The sequence below is a fragment of the Paenibacillus paeoniae genome, assembly GCF_003388735.1.
GTDB classification, from domain to species: domain Bacteria; phylum Bacillota; class Bacilli; order Paenibacillales; family Paenibacillaceae; genus Pristimantibacillus; species Pristimantibacillus paeoniae.
Window position 1 is genome coordinate 173,207 of the sequence record NZ_QUBQ01000001.1, and the last position, 17,162, is coordinate 190,368.

The window sequence follows — 17,162 nt, forward strand, 5'->3', positions numbered from 1 at the left end:
AGAGTGGGAGTGAATCGCAATGGACGTATTGGAAGTGAAAAGCTTGAACAAGGTTTATCCCGGCAATGTGCCTTACCGCGCATTAAACGATATTGATCTGAATGTGGCCAAAGGGGAATTTGTCGGCATCATGGGCCCTTCGGGCAGCGGCAAGACGACATTGCTTAATGTCGTCTCTACGATTGATCGTCCGACATCCGGACATGTTCTGCTGAATGGCGCAGCCCCATTCCGCTTGCTGCCGGAAGGGCTTGCGCGATTCCGTCGCCGGGAGCTTGGATTCGTATTTCAGTCGTTTAACCTGCTGGATACGATGACGGTAGTCGAGAACATCGTCCTGCCGCTGACGCTGGATCGGATGAAGGTGGATGACATGATGGACCGGGCGAGGCAAATTGCGGAGAAGTTGGGCATTACGGGCATTCTGGATAAACGAACGTACGAAATATCCGGGGGCCAAGCACAGCGGACTGCAATCGCCAGAGCGCTAATCCATCAACCGCAGCTCGTCCTGGCCGATGAGCCCACCGGCAATCTGGATTCCAAGTCCGCGCGAGATGTGATGGAGCTGATGTCCAGCCTCAACAAAGGCGAGGGAGCGACGATGCTGCTGGTCACTCATGACGCCATGGCGGCGAGTTATTGCGACCGTGTCGTCTTTATTAAGGACGGCCGGACCTATAGCGAGGTTCATTGCGGCGATAATCGGAATGCTTTTTATCAGAAAATATTGAATGTCTTGTCGCTGCTTGGAGGGAACGGACATGAATTTCCGACAATTCGCGTATAGGAACGTTGTTCGCAAGAAGCGGACTTATGCCGCTCATTTTCTCAGCAGCGCGTTTTCGGTCATGGCTTTTTTCATCTATGCGGTTCTGCTCTACCATCCCGATCTGCAAGGTCAACTGACCTCTAGCAGTGCGACTGCTTCATATCTGGCGACGATGGGATTGAGAGTATCGCAATATTTCATCTTTATCTTCTCATTCCTGTTCCTGCTTTATTCCACGGGAGCATTCCTGAAGGCACGCAAAAAGGAATTCGGGATTCTGCTTGTACTAGGGATGACAGAGAAGCAGCGCATGAAGCTGACTTTCGCCGAGAACATGCTGATCGGATTAGCCGCCATCGGATGCGGCATCGGCGTAGGCCTGCTGTTCACAAAGCTTATGCTATTGGCAAGCGCCCGGCTGCTTATGCTGGAGGAAGGTCTGCGCTTCTACCTGCCGCTTCAAGCGGTATGGATGACGGCGAGCGCGTTTGCCCTGTTATTTTTGGTTGTGTCGATCTTGACGATACGGGTGGGATACCAGTCCAGCGCGCTGGAGCTCATGAAGGGAGATGAGAAGCCGAAGCCAGAGCCGAAGGCTTCGATCTGGCTTTCGTTGCTTGCCGTCCTGCTCATCGCAGCAGGATATGCCATGGTGTTCTACTTTGTGAACAAGCAAGCGTATTTCATGCCGCTGCTTGCGCTCGCGATCGGGTGTGTCGTACTGGGCACCTACTTCCTGTTCACACAGCTTAGCGTGTATGTTCTTCGAGCGCTTAAGAGCCGCAAGTCGTTCCTGTTCCGGGGCATCAATCTGATGACCTTTACTGATATGGCCTATCGAATCAGAGATAATGCCAACATGTATTTTATGGTGGCTACTGTGATGGCGGTAGCCTTTTCCGGAATAGGGGCCTGTCTATCCGTGGGCGATCCCGGACGTACGGAGAAGCAATATCCGTATGCCTTTACCTATTGGTATCATTCGGAGCATGGAGATCAGGCTGAAGGAGCGGTAGTTCATATAGACGAAATGTTGAAAGTGGAAGGACATTCTTTTCAGCGGGCACAGCTTGATTGGATAGATACAGGCCACAGCAGTTACCCGATTGTATCATTGACCCAGTTCAATAAGCTTGCGGGTATCAGAGGATTTGATCCTTACCTGCTGCATTCGGACGAATGGCTGATCGCTTCGGGCGTTTTTGCCCGAATCAGCGGCAAGTTCTATAATGAGCCGGTTATAGAGGCATTAGCGATGACGCAAGAGGGCAATGGGCAAAGTTCACTTCGTTTGAAAGAAAGAGTGGACGAAGCCATTATAGCGCTGGATAACGATGTGATTGTGCTGCGGGATGAAGAGATTGCCCGTCTGATAGAAAAAGGGGCAGTAAGCAGTACGGTCATGTATTACGCTGTTCCGACATGGGAGAAGACATTGGAGCTGGCGAAGCAGCTGCAATCCGATCTTCCGGTCGACTTCGCCGGAGGGGGCCAATTGTCGGCGCTCGCCATTGAGCACTATCATGAAAGGCAGATGAATGGTATTCTGCTCATCATAAGCGTACTGGTTGGCGTCGTTTTCTTCACTTTTGCAGCAAGCTTTATCTATTTCCGGTTATATGCCGATGTGGAGCGGGACGAGAAGCAGCTTGGCATGACCAGCAAGCTGGGGCTCAGTCCGAAGGAGCTGGGGAGACTGATGACACGCCAACTGTCGGTAATGTTCTTCCTGCCGTTTCTGATCGGAATGGTGCATAGCGGGATTGCCTTTATCAACATGGCGAATTTAACAAAAACGTCTATGCTGTCCAACAGTCTGATGATCTACGGCGCATTTTTGGGCATTCAATTGTTGTACTTCCTGCTCATTCGCTGGCGTTACCTGAGTCGTATGCGAAAAAAGCTGGTATAAGACGAGCAAGGTTCGTCAATGAGCGCCAGTCAGAGCTCATCATCAACTGCGAATATGAAAAGGCCATCCGTATGCTTCCACATGCGGATGGCCTTTTCAGCTTTATCGGGACTTCTTAGCGCTTCCTCAGATCGAAAAACTCACATGCCGCTCTTTTATGATACATGAGATCACTCACGGTAGATTGTGTCACGACGGTATTATCGTCGAACCTAACGATTAAGGAGCTGGCATCTACGATATGGTTATCCTGGAATACCCGGATGCGTGTCCCTTTCTGCAGCGCCTCTTCAAAATCTGCATCGGTCAGTAGTCTTCGGTTAAGAGACATGTTCGGACTCCTTTGCTAATCGGCTTATCTGATCTATGTTCTATAGTCTAGCGCATGATGTACATTCGAACAACAGTGGATCGAATGACATGCCGTTTTTTAGGTCAGAAGAAAGGCCAGCAGCTCTTGGAGGCAGGAGTTCCGCCCTAAGGCTCACCTTCTTTTTTAGCCAGTCCCCGCATAAGTATGGAAGAGCGCAGGACGAGCGGACGGGAGGGATGGACATGGCAAAGTGGGGAAGGCGAGGGTTTCGGATTGGTCCGTTGCGGGGGCTCGGAGACTTTCGCAGGGTGAAGACGATGACCTGGGGTAGTCCGCGGGCCAAATCGTCCTCAGCCAAGTCAGGCGGAGCGAAATGGGGCTCGGGCGGAGCGAAGCTGACCGGTATGAAGTGGGGCGGTAAGACGCAATCAGGCGGCAAGAGTTCCGGCTGGGGCAAGCGGCAGTCGATCTTCCAGTTTCGCCGCAGCAGCGGCAAGGCACAGGTGTCCGCATGGGGAACGAAGCCCAAGGAGACGCGTCCAAGACGCCGAATTCGCAAGCGCAGCTTGCTTTTGCTGATGCTGATTTTTATGCTGCTGTTCACGGTGCCTTCATTTATTTTTATCGAACGGAACTTGCGTCCGCCTCTTATGAATATTGCCAAGGTTCGGGTGAAGCAGGTCGCCACTCAGGCGATTAACAAAGCGATTACGGAGCAGGTGGCCCGTAAATCGGATTCGGAGAAGCTGATTGATTGGAAGATGAACGGCAACGGCAAGATATCGGGATTTATGCTGAACTATACGGAACATATGAGTATTACTTCCGAGACGATCGAGACGGTGCAAAGCACGCTCAAGGAGATCAAGGAGATACCGGAGCATATTCCGATTGGTCATGCGCTTAATAGCGCAATTATCTCTTCTTTTGGTCCACGCATCCCCGTCAAGTTCGAGCCGGTCGGCGCGGTCAAGGTCGAACTTAGCACAAGAGAACGTAACGCGGCTATTAATATGGTGCTGGTCGAAGTCTACATTAAGGTTGTAGCCGAGGTATCCATCATAATTCCATTCGATACCGAGCCAGAGCTGGTGGAGACGGAAATTCCGATTTCTTATTTGCTCGTTGTTGGCGATGTGCCTATGTACTACTATGACAGCTCAGGCAAGGCGGTCGGAGAGAATGCACCACAAGCGCCGAATATATCGGTTCCGATCTCGCCGGGTACAGGCGTCTCTACCAGCCCGGGAACCGAAGAAGAGAAGAAGGAAGAGGAAGGGCATTCCTCGTTCCAAATGCAATCGAAATAACTAAAGCTGCATAGAGATTAAAAGGAGCAATCCCGCAGAGGCTGGCAGCCCCTGCGGGATTGTTGTGTTGGAAGGTGTGTACGATGCCTTGAGAGTTGTATGGGCTGCGCCGGGACTATAATTTTTAACGGCACAATCCCTAACTTCTCCGATACTGGCGTTCTTGCTGCTCCCAGCGCCGCAGCATCGGATACGGATCGAACGCCCATTCCACCAGACCGCGGTCGCTATAGATGCCGTAGTGAAGATGCGGCGGGAATTTGCCGGAGGTGCCCGGTTTTCCGTAGCCGGAGCTGCCCACCCAGCCGACGACTTGTCCCGGCTCCACGATATCGCCGACCGCAAGCTTTTTGTCAAAGCCGGACAGGTGAGCGTAATAGTGGTAGTGGTTGTTGAGGTCGCGAATGCCGATCCGCCACCCGCCGAATCGATTCCATCCTTTAATCTCGATGACGCCATAACAGGTACTTCTGACAGGCGTGCCATGACCAGCGAACAGGTCAGTGCCTTCATGGCTGCGGCGGCCGCCCCAGCCTCGCTTAGCTCCCCAAGTATCCTTGTAGGAGTAGTTCGTGCCGACCGGCAAAGGAAAGGCATGCTGGAACAGATCAAGCTTGCCGTATTTTTTATAGATGGACGCAAACTGCTCAATCCGCTGCACGGAGCGGCTGTTGCGGTAATAGTCCCATAGGCCGATGGGGAAGCGTATGTCGTTCGTTCCTTTTCCTGAAGCGAATACTAAAAGTGAATACAGCAGATCGGTATCGCTGCTGCGTTCAGCAAAACCATTCCCATCTCCGTCGCGCCCGACTCCGTTGAACCATTGGATCGATAGCGGGAAGATATCGTCGGAGTCGGGGTTAAGCTCCCCTGCCCACCGCTCCTGCTCGATAAAGACGCCAACCGTCTGGCCCAGTTGCGGACGGGCTTTTGGCTTTGCTTTCGATATCGTGCGTTCATACTGATCGACTGCGGCGATCCAGTACCAGCCCACATTCGTTACACTGCTCAGGCTGTCGTAAAGTTCGCGCCGGACATCGTACTGGTCCTTGACGGGAGCGTTCCCCGATTCATCCACTTGGCTTGCCGCTGCCGACATCGTCTTGCCTGCGGCAACTGTAGAACCTCCCGGACTTATAATAAGCGACAAAGCCGTCACAGCGGCCGTCATCGGAATCCATACCTTCAATCTTCTCACCCTTTCAGAAGCATGACGGACATAAAGGTATGATTTGCGGGTGGAGTGGATTTTATCCAGAATTGAAGGGATGTTTTTTGAGTTCTGGAAGCTGTTAGGTAAGAGCTAAGTGCTACCTCAAATTCACATTCTTTTTAATATGAACTGAGCTTTGGGAGATGTCTTGAACGAGAATATGGATAAGGGGGCATAATAGATTATTCTGGAAATGATATGAAACAAATCAAAGAGGATGTATAATAATTCCACAATGAATAGGTATTTATAATGAAGGAGCGGTATTTGGTATTTGAAAAATAAGCTTCTTGAATTCCATCTTATTGGAGGAAAGATATGAAGTATTTTTCTTTTTATCTATTTTGATAGTTTCGGTTAAAGAAGGGGTTTATAGTAGAAATGTGAATTTATATGAGTAATTATTCAGAATGGTCGTATGTCTCTTATGTATGGGAATCGAATGCACAGGGACCTATTTAATAAAGAGCATATTTATAACAAATAACATATGGGGAAAATTAAACATTTTGATAAAAATTATTGGGGATGAGGATGGAAATGAAGTATGTTATTCCATGTGTCTTGATGCTCTTTGCGGGAATGCTTCTGAGTTCATGTACTAGTTCTCCAATACGGGTTGCAACTGTAGGTGATGGTAGTCTGGAATCGATAATGGTTGAAGAGTTCAATAGTCTTGACTATCAAGGGATCTATGAACAAATACCACAGCCTGAGACCAGATATATTCCAGATGCTAAGGTTGCGATTAAAATAGCAGAAGTTATTTTTAACAGTGTGTACGATGAGAGTAACCTAGCAGCTAAAAAGCCTTTTCAAGTAAAATTTGATGATGATCAAAAAGTATGGCTTGTTCACGGTACTCTTCCTGAAGAGATAGACGGAGGAGTTCCTTATATAATGCTGCAACAAGAAGATGGGAAAATACTGTCGGTGTGGCATGATAAATAATTTATAAATTACCATAGAAGAAGATCCACCCAGTTAAAAATAAGGGGGCGATTAATATTACATTCAACTTCCTTAATAAAGGTACAATTGTTGCGATTATTATTTATACATTAGTTATATTACCTATTCCATTACTATTACTAATATATGTTAAGCCGAGAACCTATCACGTATGGATATTTTTAGCAATTAACTTATTGTTTATTTCATACTGGTTTTTTCTTATTTTCAATAAAAAAATTAAAATAGATGCAAGTGGAGTAGAATTAAGAAAACTATTCCGTAAGAAGAAGTTTATATCATGGGATGAAATGAGATGTGTATCGCTTGTTTACTTCTCGCCCTTCTCAGTAGCATCGCCTGCCCGGTTTATTTGTTTTTCTAAAGAGCCCATCATTAATGAAGTGATTAATAAATTATCTTCTGAATGTATTTACATGCGATATCGCCCGAAAGCTGTGCAATATTTGAAGAATTATTGGAGTGAAGTTGCGAATGAATAGCGGCATATTCAGCCTTCTTCAGTAACGTCATTTGTATTTGGCGATGTACTAGCTCATTTATTTGAATCCCAGCTTAAGGGAAATATAATCTTGAATATTGTTGAATGTATTCTCGACATTTTTAAAGAATAATCATAAATGATTGGTAAGACAAAAAGCGTATGACTAGCCGATGATATTCGATACGATGGACAAGTTGTCTGATCGACTTGCAATGGAAAAGTCTACTTATTACGCAATTTCTTCCTCGTATAGTTTAAATGTATGGGTTCTGGCCAAACACATCTCAAAATGCGATAGATCGCATTCCGATAAACTATAGATAAACATCCATGCATGCGGGGCAGGTCATACTTTTTATGGACAAAGCGTGTTATAATGTTGGCAATGCCGTAAACTTATTACTGAATGTGAAAGCAGGGATTGACATATGACACAACGTGAAAAGCTTGAAAAGCCGGACTGGCTTCGCATAAAATTGACAACAAACGGCAACTATGCCGAAATAAAAGATATGATGCGCACGAAGACGCTACATACGGTCTGCGAAGAGGCGCGTTGCCCGAATATATACGAATGCTGGACGAATCGTACAGCTACCTTCATGATTCTGGGCGACATTTGTACACGCGCTTGCCGTTTCTGTGCGGTTAAGACAGGCCTGCCGACGGAGCTTGATCTTCAAGAGCCGGAGCGCGTAGCCGAAGCCGCAGAGCAAATGGGCTTGCAGCACTGCGTCGTCACATCTGTTGCGCGTGATGATCTGGCTGATGGCGGAGCATCCATCTTCGCAGCTACGATCAAGGCCATCCGCAAGCGGCTCCCGTTCTGCCGCGTGGAAGTGCTTATCCCGGACTTCATGGGCAACTGGGATGCCCTGCAGGTCGTCATGGACGCGAACCCGGACATCTTGAACCACAACATCGAGACGGTAGAGCGCTTGTCCGACCGCGTACGTGCAAAGGCGAAGTATAAGCGTTCCATTGAACTGCTGAAGCGCGCCAAAGAAATGAAACCGAGAATTCCGACGAAATCCAGCATTATGCTGGGCGTAGGCGAAGAGTGGGATGAAATTCTGCTAGCGATGGACGATCTGAGAGCAGTGGACTGCAATATTTTGACTTTAGGTCAATACCTGCAACCAACGCCAAAGCATATGCCGATTAAGCGTTACGTTCATCCGGACGAATTCGCGAAGCTTAAAGTAGAAGGCAAGAATCGCGGCTTCCGCCACGTAGAATCAGGTCCGCTCGTACGCAGCTCGTACCATGCGCATGAACAGACAGACTCCGCGCAAGCGGCAATGGCAGAAGAGGAGTTGATTCCTCCGAATTATGGCCTGGAATCGACAGGCTCCTGTGCCAGCGCTAGTGCCGGCGCCAAATAATTGACCGACGCTGAAGTGAGGTGTAACTATGGCTTTGATTCATATTGGGGGCAAATCGTACGAGCTTATTCATGAGAACCGAAGCGGCTGGAATCCGGAAGCCTTTCGCAATCGATATAGCGAAGTACTGGAACGCTATGATTTCATTATTGGGGATTGGGGCTACAATCAGCTTCGTTTGAAAGGCTTTTTCCGTGAAAACCATCAGAAGGCTAACAAAGACAGCTCCTACTCTGCGGCATCGGATTATATCAATGAGTATTGCAACTTCGGCTGCGCCTATTTCATTCTGGAGAAGAAACAGGGTGGACGCAGGGAGCCAAATGAAGAGGATACGGATCTGGATCTGGAATACGGAGAAGATGCTATTCGACTGGAGGGCGTCGATCTAAGAGCTGCAGTAGAATCAGCGGCTGTATCCGCATCAGCCGAGACTGCATCGGCCGCGGAAGCGCCAAGACCTGCAGCGAGAGAGCAGCATCCGCATCGACACCGCCAAGGCAGCAATCAGCGCCAAGAGGGCAGCAATCGTTCCTCTGGAGGCGACGGGCAGAGCAAGCGCAAAGATTTCCGCAACAAAAATCATCGTGGCGGCCAGGATCACAGAGGCAAAAAGCCAGTGAAAGCGGCATCCAACGAGACGGCCGCAGCAACAGAACAAACGCGCAATACCAATCCTAACTCCAATCACGCCAATAACAAAGACGCCGGACGCTCCTAGGAGCGTACCGGCGTTTTTCAATCTGCGGCAATACGTTTATCGTACATCATACCCAAGGAAGGCTTCCCGTACACGGTCCCAGAATGGGAACGGACGATGCCTCGCAAAGCTGACTTTGCGGGAGGCTACGCTGCATCGAATCGAACGAATATCGCTATAGGTAATATTCACATGGTCGATGCAGAGCTGTATGCGCTGCTCCTTTTTGGAGATGATATCGCAGTGATGATGCTTGGGCAACAGCACCGAAGAACCTAGTGTGCGGAATACCCGGTTGTTAATGGAGGCAATCTCCGCGATCTGAAGCGATTCGATGGATGGGTGGACAATCGCGCCCCCTACACTTTTGTTATAGGCGGTACTTCCAGACGGTGTAGAGATGACAATTCCGTCTCCTCGGAACATCTCGAACATCTCGTCATTAATATTAATTTGCGCGACAAGCGTGCCATCTACGCCTTTCAGCGTAAATTCGTTAAGCGCTAGATAGTGCAACGTTTCCGTGCTCGTCTCGACTTCAATCTGGGCCAGCGGATATCTTACCATCCGTGGTGTCTCTTCTGCCATAAGGCGAACCAACTCTTCCAGCTCATCTGCGTTCCAATCCGCATAGAAGCCAAGATGTCCGGTATGGATGCCGACGAATGAAACCTCGGCAATGCAGTCAATATATTGATGGAACGCTTGCAGCAGCGTCCCGTCCCCTCCAATGGAAATGACGATGTCAGGATGGGTCTCATGCAGAATGAACCCACGGTCAGCCGCCAAGGCATGGAATTGTTGGGCTAACGATTGGGACAGCGAGTCGCCTCTGTCGATAACGGCGTATTTCAACGTCATCATTCTCCTTCCGAGCATTCGGTCATATCAATGATCATATCGGAAAATGGCGTTAAATTCAATGAAACGATCGCGTTACCGTACTAAAGACCAAGCCATCCCCACAGCAAATAGACGAGGCCCATGGCGAGAATACCATGCAGCATTCTGGCGAGCATAAAAGGGCGGTAGCGTAGATTTGTACGGCTGAGTAGGCTGGCAACCTGGGCGTGAACCGATAATCCTCCCCATGACAGTACCCAGGCGGCAATGGCGACCTGATGCATCAAGCCCGTTCCGACTGTGCCTGCTGCTCTGGAACCCAGCGTGACCTCGAATAAACCAAAAATGCTTGCGTCCGCCAGAGCTGTTGGCATGCCGATCAGACTAAACAGCAGTCGCAGAGCTTCGGCAAGGGCCTCTACAATGCCTGCGTGGGTCAGCATCTCCATTACGACGGAGAAGAAGACGACAAGCCCGCCTACGACGATCATGAGCTTTAAGGCGGACTGTATGGAGTCTTGCAGCAATTTACCCATCTCACGACCGTCAAGCAGGCGTGCCTCATGCATTGCCTTTAGCGCGATCCCGATTCGGCTGCGTGAGACTTTACGCTGAACGCTGCCGGAGGTGGATGCTTTTCCTATTCCTTCAGCTCCGGGATGTTCTAGGAGGGGTTCTTTACGGTAATCATGGAATCTCATCAGCAAGCCAATCAAGAGGCCGCCGCCATAGTGGGCAGCAGCCAGGATTGGGGCGACCGCGGCGTTCTGGAAGAAGCCGACAGAGACGGCACCTATGAGGAAGATAGGGTCGGATGTTGTCGTGAACGCAACGAGCCTCTCTCCTTCTGCTCTTGTAATCAGCCTTTGCGACCACAACTGGGCGGTCAGCCTTGCTCCAACTGGATAGCCCGACATATACCCCATGGTAACGACAAATCCGCCAATTCCGGGAAGACGGAATAAAGGACGCATGAGAGGGTCCAGCAATTTGCCGAAAAAATGAACGATTCCAAATCCGAGCAGAAGCTCGGAAATGACGAAAAACGGGAAGAGGGCGGGAAAAAGAACCTCCCACCATATGGATAGCCCGCGAAGGGAGGACTGGAGCGTCTCGACGGGATAGATGGCCATAAGCACAGCGATAAATAATGCAGATAGCGCAGTGATGGATAAGGGATGTAGGAATGCTCGCAGCATATCGTCCGCCTCCTCAACTGAAGACCTGTACAGGCCTCCTACTACGTATATGTTTGAGGTGGTCTATCCATCACTTTAGTGGAATAAAAATCAGAATCGACAAAGAAAACGTTTCCAAAACGGGTGTTAATTGAGGAGGATTATGGTACAATAGAATCATATTACACGGTTGGAGTGATGATCATGAGTATGATCGCTGGCATTCTTGTCTGCGCTTTTGTCTATGTCATCAAAGAATCGATCTCTTCGCCTAGCGAAGAGGAATATGAAGCTTAACTTGAAGAAGTTGTCTATCGATGAACGCCCGTGTCTCGTGCATACGGGCGATTTTTTTTACCTCAAAGGAATATGAGGGTATCATTCTTAATACCTACAAAATGGAGATGAAAATGACGATGAATAGGAATATAAGCCTTTATGAAACGATAGGAGGGGCCGAAAGAATCAGGTCTATAGTCAAATCGTTTTATCCAAAGGTACAAGCTCATCCACTTATAGGACCACTTTTCCCGGAAGATATCGATCCTGTAATGGACAAGCAGTATCAATTTTTAACGCAATTTTTCGGAGGTCCCAGCTTATTCTCCGATCAGCATGGTCATCCCATGATGAGGGCGCGGCATATGCCGTTCAACATAACGCCAGATCATGCAGCCGCATGGCTGGAATGTATGGGCAAAGCGCTTGAGGAGGTTGGGCTTGAGCCTGAGCTGCAAGCCATCGTGCTGGATCGATTGTCTGGGCCTGCGCATCATTTCGTCAATTCGAATTAAGGAGACGTGAAGCCATGGAGCCGCTGTACGAGTCCAAAATCTCATGCATCTGCTGTGAAACGATCTATCAGTCAACTAGAGTCCGTCCAAGTTTCAAGAGGGCGTCAGCCGTGGATTCCGATTTTTGCGGTCATTATGACAATGGTATCAATCCGGATTATTACGTCGTTCGTATCTGTCCAAGCTGCGGCTTTGCTTCGACGGAGAACGGCTTAGATAAGCTAAGTGACTTACAAAAGAACAATTATTATGAGCGCATTGGCAATACTTGGCGAGGCCAAAGCTTCAGCGGTGAGCGTACTGCGGAACAAGCAATGGGAAGCTACAAGCTCGGTTTGCTAACGGCGCAGGTTACAGGAGCCAAGGATCGGGTAGTTGCTGGTCTATTGCACCATATTGCATGGCTGTACCGTTATGAAAAGAATGAAGTAGAGGAGCAGAGGTTTCTAAAATTTGCTTTGGATGCTTACATTCGAGTATTCGAGACGGAGGGCGTTTCTGTGAACAACGCCAAGCTGATGTATTTGATCGGTGAATTGAACAGACGAACAGGCGAACTGAACGAAGCAGTTAAGTGGTTCTCTCGGGTCGTCAATGATAAGAAGATTATGGACGCCGCTATGATCCGCGCAAGCCGGGAGCAATGGCAGCTCATCCGGCAAGAAGCGGAAGATAAGCGGATGGGCCAAGCCGAATCGGCTTCGCAAGGGGTTGGCAGCGTTTAAGGACTGCCACACCTCATGCGTTAGCGAAGCGGCCCATCCGTCAGCAGATAATCCTGGTCTGCGTCGATAATCGTCACTTTATTGTGGCAGCACGGGAAGACCATGAGACGTTTCTTCCCATCTTGAATGTCGGGGAGCTCTGATGGCTTCAGCGACAACAAGACATTATCTGCGTTGCAGAATGGACAGTTCGATACATAGAGGTCACCCATTATTCTTTCATAAGGCCATGCGTTTTGGAACGGTATCATTGCTCGGGCTTCTCCTGGGCGGCATCTGCTTCTTTCTTGGCCAGCTCAGCCAGCTTCTGAAGCAGAATGTGCTTGGGCATGTGCATCAGGTGCTCCAGCGGGATATTCAGTTGCTCGGACAGCTTGATGGCGGTCTCGGGTGATATTTGTAATGGTTTGGACATGGTGTTGTTCCTCCAATCAGGATATACTACTGTTATACACCGCCGGGCAGGTTTCTCGCAAATCATTTGCGAATGCTGCTCGGTTTTTTCTTCGCTGCGTTACATACATCAGATCGAGAACATAAGGAGAGTGACCAAGGTGAGCAATTATCCAATCAGATGGGATATGGATGCCATCTATCCAGGCGGATCAAGCTCTAATGCATTCGCACAAGAGCTTGCGGGGATGGAGAGCGGAATTACGCAATTGAATGAACAGTTGAAGAGCGGTGCTTCACTTAACGCTGCAACGATTAAGGAAATGACTGAAGTGGCCCAGTCCATTTTGCTAAGTTTGAGGCAATCTGATTCTTTTGTAGGCTGCCTGATCGCGCAAAATGTGAAGGATCATGCAGCCATCGGACTGAATGACCGTGTAAAAACGATTTCTGCAAAATTCTCTGCGGCTATGACCCGTTACGACAATGCGCTCAGAGGCATTTCGGATTCTGACTGGGAAGCTATTCTTAAGGATGAGACACTTGGCGCACTTTCTTTTAATTTGAGTGAGCGGAGAGAACAGGCGAAGCTAAAGATGGCGCCTGAGCTGGAAGCGCTGGCTGGCGACCTTGCAATCGACGGCTACCATGGATGGGGCGACAACTATAACGTGATCGTATCGCGTGCAGAGTTCCATGTAGAGGATCAGAAGGGCGAGAGCAAGGTGTTGTCCGCGGGGCAGATGTCCAACCGTCTATCCTCCAGCGACCGTGCTGTACGCCAGGAAGCATTTGCAGAGTGGGAGCGGGTATGGTCTTCGCTCACAGATCTCAGTGCAGATACGCTCAATCGAATTGCGGGGTTCCGCTTAAAGCTGTATGAGAATCGCGGCTGGGACTCGGTGCTGCAAGAGCCGCTGGCCATCAACCGAATGAGCGAATCGACGTTGAACGCCATGTGGGGAGCAATTGAAGAAGGGAAGAAGGCACTTATTCCTTATCTGGAGCGGAAAGCGAAGCTTTTTGGTCTGGAAAAGCTGGACTGGCATGATGTAGAGGCGCCGATTGGTTCCGCCACGCGTACAGTTCCTTACGAAGAGGGAGCCCGCTTCATTATCGAGCAGTTCCGAGCATTTGATCCTGCGCTTGCAGAGTTTTCGGAGAAGGCGTTCGAAGAGGGCTGGATTGAGGCGGAAGATCGTGCGGACAAACGCCCAGGTGGCTTCTGTACTTCCTTCCCGAAGAGCGGTCAGACACGTATCTTCATGACGTATTCGGGTACGGCGTCCAATATTTCGACGCTAGCCCATGAGCTTGGCCACGCTTATCATCAGCATGTGATGAACGATCTGCCGGCAATGTCTCAGGAGTATGCGATGAACGTGGCTGAGACAGCTTCGACATTCGCTGAGATGATTGTGTCAGATCGAGCGATGAAAGCAGCAGCGGATGATGAGGAGAAGCTTGGTCTTCTGGAAGATAAAATTCAGCGCGCTGTAGCCTTCTTTATGAACATACGCGCCCGCTTCCTCTTCGAGACGCGCTTCTATGAGCGGAGGAAAGCAGGCTTGGTGACAGCCGACGAGTTGAACAAGCTGATGGAAGAGGCGCAGCGTGAGGCCTACATGGATATGCTGGGTGATGCGCACCCGCAGTTCTGGACGTCGAAGCTGCACTTCTATTTGACGGATGTACCATTTTACAACTTCCCGTATACGTTTGGGTACCTGTTCAGCTCTGGGCTATATGCGCGTGCTTTGCAGGAAGGACCGGATTTTGCTGCCAAATATGTGGCCTTGTTGAGGGATACGGGACGCTTGACGGTGGAGCAGTTGGCGGAGAAGCATCTTGGCGTTAATCTGGAGGAGCAGAACTTCTGGAGCGATGCGGTTGCGCTGACAGAGGAAGATGTGCAGTTATTCCTGGAGATGACGGAAGGGAAATAACATATTCACCAGGTCGAAATTTTTTACTATACAGCCCTTGGAATAGACATTGGAAGGTGTCCAGTGGAATTCTAAGGGCATTTTTTTGTCCAAATGAAGCATTTTTAATCACGAGCAAGCGACTCTTTCGTTCGATATGAGTAGCTTACATCAAGTTGATAATAGGATATATTGTACAATATATTTTAATATGATATCTTATTGAAAGAGATATTTTCATTAAATCATTGATTATGAGTCATATAAGAAAAGAGGGGACCATCATTCAGCTATCTTCAAGGCAATTGGAACTCATTGAGCTAGTCAAGAAGCATTCGCCGGTAACAGGCGATCAACTTGCCGAATATTTGGGAGTAAGCCGTCCGACGCTTCGCTCAGATCTATCACTGCTCGTAATGCTTGGCATGCTTGATGCGAAGCCGAAGGTGGGTTATTTCCTCGGCAATACGTTTCGGGAGAGTCACGAGCCGCTTCAGCGGTTCAGCCGCATGAAGGTGAAGGAAGTACAGGGTGTACCGGTTAATATTCCGGATACGCTGTCGGTTCACGACGCTGTCATTACGCTCTTCATGGAGAATGCGAACACGCTCATTGTCGTCAATGAGGAGAAGCGTTTTGCAGGTATTATTACGCCAAAGGATTTGCTTAAAATCACGTTAGGAAACTCGGGGGCCGCGACGATTCCTGTCAGTATGGTTATGACCCGTTATCCCAACGTTGTTACGCTGACTCCGGATGAATCAGTTATGGAGGCGATCAGCAAACTGTCGCAGCATCAAGTAGATTGTTTGCCCGTTATTGTGCCTGACGAAGAGCCGAGTCGAAATCCCATTATTTCGGGATGGGTATCCAAGTCTAATATCGTCTCGCTCATGGCAGATATCGCGACAGCTTAAGGAATTGGGGGACCAGAGATTATGACACAGCCATATATTTATGTCTGCTCCGATGCAGTCGGTGAGACGGCAGAGGCGGTAGCCAAGGCAACGCTGAGACAATTCTCGTCCGAGGACGTGAAGATCAAGCGTTACAGCCATCTTCGGACGGAAGATGAAATCGCTCGCATTGTCGCCGAGGCTGCAGAAACGGGCAGTTTTATCAGCTATACACTCGTACAACCGGAGCTACGCGAGTGGATGAGAGAAGAGTCGGTAAGGCACGGCGTTCGTGCAGTGGATGTGATGGGACCGATGATGCAGGCGTTTGTGGATACGTTCGGCAGCTTCCCGAGTCGGGAGCCTGGCCTTCTGCATTCCATCGACGAGACTTATCATCGACGTATGGAAGCGATTGAATTCGCTGTCAAATACGATGATGGCAAGGATGCCAGAGGTTTGGTGCAGGCACAAGTTGTGTTAATCGGCGTATCGCGCACCTCGAAGACTCCGCTTAGCGTATTCCTGTCGCACAAAGGAATTCTTGCAGCCAATCTACCGCTTATGCCGGAGGTCAATCTTCCGGAAGAGCTGAAGCAAGGGCCGGGTCGACTGATCGTGGGGCTCACAATGCAGCCGGAGCATCTGCTCGGGATTCGTTCCGAACGGCTTAAGACATTGGGATTGCCGGCCTCCGCGCAATATGCGAGCAAGGAGCGAATCCAGGAAGAGCTGAAGTATGCGGCATCCGTGATGGAGAGTCTGGACTGTCCGGTTATCGACGTGACGAATCGCGCAATCGAAGAAACAGCGGGTATCATTATGGAATGGTTGAACAAATAATTGGCTATACCTATATAGACGGAGGGTTCAAACATGGAAAAAACATTTGTAATGGTAAAACCTGATGGCGTATCGCGCGGCTTGATCGGCCGAATCGTTGCCAGATTCGAAGAGAAGGGGTTTGCGATCGTAGATGCCAAGCTGACCCAATTGGATCGTCAATTAGCGGAGTCCCATTATGAGCATCTCCATTCTAAACCGTTTTTCGGTGAGCTTGTCGATTTCATCACATCCGGACCGGTATTCGCCATGGTGTTGGAGGGCAAGGATGCCGTCCAGAATGCTCGTTCCATCATCGGCGCGACCAATCCAACGGATGCGATAGCAGGCACAATAAGGGGCGACTATGCTACGGATGTCGCGAGCAACATTATCCACGGCTCGGATTCCTATGAAAATGCGGAGAGAGAGATCGGTCTCTATTTTCACTAAGTATGGTTGACGAGTTAGACAAGTTATGGTAAATTCTATAGCAAGTCAATAAGAAACCACGGAAGCACCGTA

18 protein-coding genes are annotated in these 17,162 nt (G+C 49.3%); 12 read left to right on the forward strand and 6 right to left on the reverse strand.

Annotated features, from left to right (window positions below; all coding sequences use genetic code 11):
- The first annotated feature begins 19 nt into the window (after nucleotides 1-19).
- Both DX130_RS00785 and DX130_RS00790 read left to right on the forward strand, forming a co-directional pair.
- Nucleotides 20-790, forward strand: coding sequence for an ABC transporter ATP-binding protein (locus DX130_RS00785; protein WP_116042064.1), 771 nt, complete (start codon nucleotides 20-22; stop codon nucleotides 788-790).
- Nucleotides 765-2,684 (forward strand): FtsX-like permease family protein, encoded by a 1,920-nt coding sequence (locus DX130_RS00790; RefSeq protein WP_165861102.1) that lies wholly within the window; start codon nucleotides 765-767, stop codon nucleotides 2,682-2,684. The genes DX130_RS00785 and DX130_RS00790 overlap by 26 nt, the downstream gene beginning before the upstream one ends.
- Before the next feature lie 115 nt (nucleotides 2,685-2,799).
- Here the strand turns inward: DX130_RS00790 and DX130_RS00795 are convergent, their stop codons facing one another.
- Nucleotides 2,800-3,015 carry a hypothetical protein gene (locus tag DX130_RS00795; protein ID WP_116042067.1) on the reverse strand — a complete coding sequence of 72 codons (216 nt, stop codon included), beginning with the start codon at nucleotides 3,013-3,015 and terminating at the stop codon, nucleotides 2,800-2,802.
- Nucleotides 3,016-3,239: 224 nt separating this feature from the next.
- Here DX130_RS00795 and yunB point away from each other — a divergent pair, with 224 nt between their 5' ends.
- The gene (gene yunB, locus DX130_RS00800) at nucleotides 3,240-4,307 is read left to right on the forward strand and encodes a sporulation protein YunB (protein WP_240643987.1); all 1,068 of its coding nucleotides are present in this window, start codon (nucleotides 3,240-3,242) and stop codon (nucleotides 4,305-4,307) included.
- Nucleotides 4,308-4,446: 139 nt separating this feature from the next.
- Here the strand turns inward: yunB and DX130_RS00805 are convergent, their stop codons facing one another.
- The gene (locus DX130_RS00805; RefSeq protein ID WP_116042069.1) at nucleotides 4,447-5,478 is read right to left on the reverse strand and encodes a M23 family metallopeptidase; all 1,032 of its coding nucleotides are present in this window, start codon (nucleotides 5,476-5,478) and stop codon (nucleotides 4,447-4,449) included.
- Nucleotides 5,479-6,060: 582 nt separating this feature from the next.
- Between DX130_RS00805 and DX130_RS00810 the strand changes: the two genes are divergently transcribed.
- From DX130_RS00810 to DX130_RS00820, 3 genes are all read left to right on the forward strand, one after another.
- A complete protein-coding gene (locus DX130_RS00810; protein WP_165861103.1) occupies nucleotides 6,061-6,471 on the forward strand; it encodes an NTF2 fold immunity protein in 411 nt (136 codons plus the stop codon).
- 933 nt (nucleotides 6,472-7,404) lie between these two features.
- Nucleotides 7,405-8,361 (forward strand): lipoyl synthase, encoded by a 957-nt coding sequence (gene lipA, locus DX130_RS00815; RefSeq protein ID WP_116042072.1) that lies wholly within the window; start codon nucleotides 7,405-7,407, stop codon nucleotides 8,359-8,361.
- A 28-nt stretch (nucleotides 8,362-8,389) separates the two neighbouring features.
- Nucleotides 8,390-9,082, forward strand: a complete 693-nt coding sequence (locus DX130_RS00820) for a YutD family protein (RefSeq protein ID WP_240644009.1) — start codon at nucleotides 8,390-8,392, stop codon at nucleotides 9,080-9,082.
- 36 nt (nucleotides 9,083-9,118) lie between these two features.
- Here the strand turns inward: DX130_RS00820 and DX130_RS00825 are convergent, their stop codons facing one another.
- Together DX130_RS00825 and ylbJ are read right to left on the reverse strand one after the other, a co-directional pair.
- Nucleotides 9,119-9,916, reverse strand: coding sequence for an NAD kinase (locus tag DX130_RS00825; RefSeq protein WP_116045620.1), 798 nt, complete (start codon nucleotides 9,914-9,916; stop codon nucleotides 9,119-9,121).
- Nucleotides 9,917-10,005: 89 nt separating this feature from the next.
- Nucleotides 10,006-11,103: a sporulation integral membrane protein YlbJ gene (ylbJ, locus tag DX130_RS00830; RefSeq protein ID WP_116042073.1), complete on the reverse strand. Its 1,098-nt coding sequence runs from the start codon at nucleotides 11,101-11,103 to the stop codon at nucleotides 10,006-10,008.
- A gap of 395 nt (nucleotides 11,104-11,498) precedes the next feature.
- Between ylbJ and DX130_RS00835 the strand changes: the two genes are divergently transcribed.
- Both DX130_RS00835 and DX130_RS00840 read left to right on the forward strand, forming a co-directional pair.
- Entirely contained in the window at nucleotides 11,499-11,876 is a 378-nt protein-coding gene (locus tag DX130_RS00835; RefSeq protein ID WP_206098750.1) for a globin domain-containing protein, read from the forward strand.
- 14 nt (nucleotides 11,877-11,890) lie between these two features.
- Complete coding sequence (locus DX130_RS00840; RefSeq protein WP_116042075.1) at nucleotides 11,891-12,601, forward strand: DUF2225 domain-containing protein; 711 nt, start codon at nucleotides 11,891-11,893, stop codon at nucleotides 12,599-12,601.
- 20 nt (nucleotides 12,602-12,621) lie between these two features.
- On the opposite strand, the gene DX130_RS00845 is transcribed toward DX130_RS00840, so the two are convergent.
- A complete protein-coding gene (locus tag DX130_RS00845; protein WP_116042076.1) occupies nucleotides 12,622-12,852 on the reverse strand; it encodes a hypothetical protein in 231 nt (76 codons plus the stop codon).
- Nucleotides 12,849-13,016: a YycC family protein gene (locus DX130_RS00850; protein WP_116042078.1), complete on the reverse strand. Its 168-nt coding sequence runs from the start codon at nucleotides 13,014-13,016 to the stop codon at nucleotides 12,849-12,851. The genes DX130_RS00845 and DX130_RS00850 overlap by 4 nt, the downstream gene beginning before the upstream one ends.
- A gap of 166 nt (nucleotides 13,017-13,182) precedes the next feature.
- Here DX130_RS00850 and DX130_RS00855 point away from each other — a divergent pair, with 166 nt between their 5' ends.
- The 4 genes from DX130_RS00855 (at nucleotide 13,183) to ndk (ending at nucleotide 17,090) form a co-directional block, all read left to right on the forward strand.
- Entirely contained in the window at nucleotides 13,183-14,940 is a 1,758-nt protein-coding gene (locus DX130_RS00855) for a M3 family oligoendopeptidase (RefSeq protein WP_116045624.1), read from the forward strand.
- Nucleotides 14,941-15,173: 233 nt separating this feature from the next.
- The gene (locus DX130_RS00860) at nucleotides 15,174-15,836 is read left to right on the forward strand and encodes a helix-turn-helix transcriptional regulator (protein ID WP_116042080.1); all 663 of its coding nucleotides are present in this window, start codon (nucleotides 15,174-15,176) and stop codon (nucleotides 15,834-15,836) included.
- A 21-nt stretch (nucleotides 15,837-15,857) separates the two neighbouring features.
- Nucleotides 15,858-16,658: a pyruvate, water dikinase regulatory protein gene (locus tag DX130_RS00865; RefSeq protein WP_116042081.1), complete on the forward strand. Its 801-nt coding sequence runs from the start codon at nucleotides 15,858-15,860 to the stop codon at nucleotides 16,656-16,658.
- Between the two features lie 33 nt (nucleotides 16,659-16,691).
- On the forward strand, nucleotides 16,692-17,090 hold the full coding sequence (ndk, locus tag DX130_RS00870) for a nucleoside-diphosphate kinase (RefSeq protein WP_116042083.1): 399 nt from the start codon (nucleotides 16,692-16,694) through the stop codon (nucleotides 17,088-17,090).
- Nucleotides 17,091-17,162: the final 72 nt, after the last annotated feature.

Coding starts and splice junctions, on each gene's coding strand:
- DX130_RS00785 (WP_116042064.1), top strand. CDS start 20: ATGGACGTATTGGAAGTGAAAAGCTTGAACAAGGTTTATCCCGGCAAT.
- DX130_RS00790 (WP_165861102.1), top strand. CDS start 765: ATGAATTTCCGACAATTCGCGTATAGGAACGTTGTTCGCAAGAAGCGG.
- DX130_RS00795 (WP_116042067.1), bottom strand. CDS start 3,015: ATGTCTCTTAACCGAAGACTACTGACCGATGCAGATTTTGAAGAGGCG.
- yunB (WP_240643987.1), top strand. CDS start 3,240: ATGGCAAAGTGGGGAAGGCGAGGGTTTCGGATTGGTCCGTTGCGGGGG.
- DX130_RS00805 (WP_116042069.1), bottom strand. CDS start 5,478: ATGACGGCCGCTGTGACGGCTTTGTCGCTTATTATAAGTCCGGGAGGT.
- DX130_RS00810 (WP_165861103.1), top strand. CDS start 6,061: ATGAAGTATGTTATTCCATGTGTCTTGATGCTCTTTGCGGGAATGCTT.
- lipA (WP_116042072.1), top strand. CDS start 7,405: ATGACACAACGTGAAAAGCTTGAAAAGCCGGACTGGCTTCGCATAAAA.
- DX130_RS00820 (WP_240644009.1), top strand. CDS start 8,390: ATGGCTTTGATTCATATTGGGGGCAAATCGTACGAGCTTATTCATGAG.
- ylbJ (WP_116042073.1), bottom strand. CDS start 11,103: ATGCTGCGAGCATTCCTACATCCCTTATCCATCACTGCGCTATCTGCA.
- DX130_RS00835 (WP_206098750.1), top strand. CDS start 11,499: ATGAATAGGAATATAAGCCTTTATGAAACGATAGGAGGGGCCGAAAGA.
- DX130_RS00840 (WP_116042075.1), top strand. CDS start 11,891: ATGGAGCCGCTGTACGAGTCCAAAATCTCATGCATCTGCTGTGAAACG.
- DX130_RS00845 (WP_116042076.1), bottom strand. CDS start 12,852: ATGATACCGTTCCAAAACGCATGGCCTTATGAAAGAATAATGGGTGAC.
- DX130_RS00850 (WP_116042078.1), bottom strand. CDS start 13,016: ATGTCCAAACCATTACAAATATCACCCGAGACCGCCATCAAGCTGTCC.
- DX130_RS00855 (WP_116045624.1), top strand. CDS start 13,183: ATGGATGCCATCTATCCAGGCGGATCAAGCTCTAATGCATTCGCACAA.
- DX130_RS00860 (WP_116042080.1), top strand. CDS start 15,174: ATGAGTCATATAAGAAAAGAGGGGACCATCATTCAGCTATCTTCAAGG.
- DX130_RS00865 (WP_116042081.1), top strand. CDS start 15,858: ATGACACAGCCATATATTTATGTCTGCTCCGATGCAGTCGGTGAGACG.
- ndk (WP_116042083.1), top strand. CDS start 16,692: ATGGAAAAAACATTTGTAATGGTAAAACCTGATGGCGTATCGCGCGGC.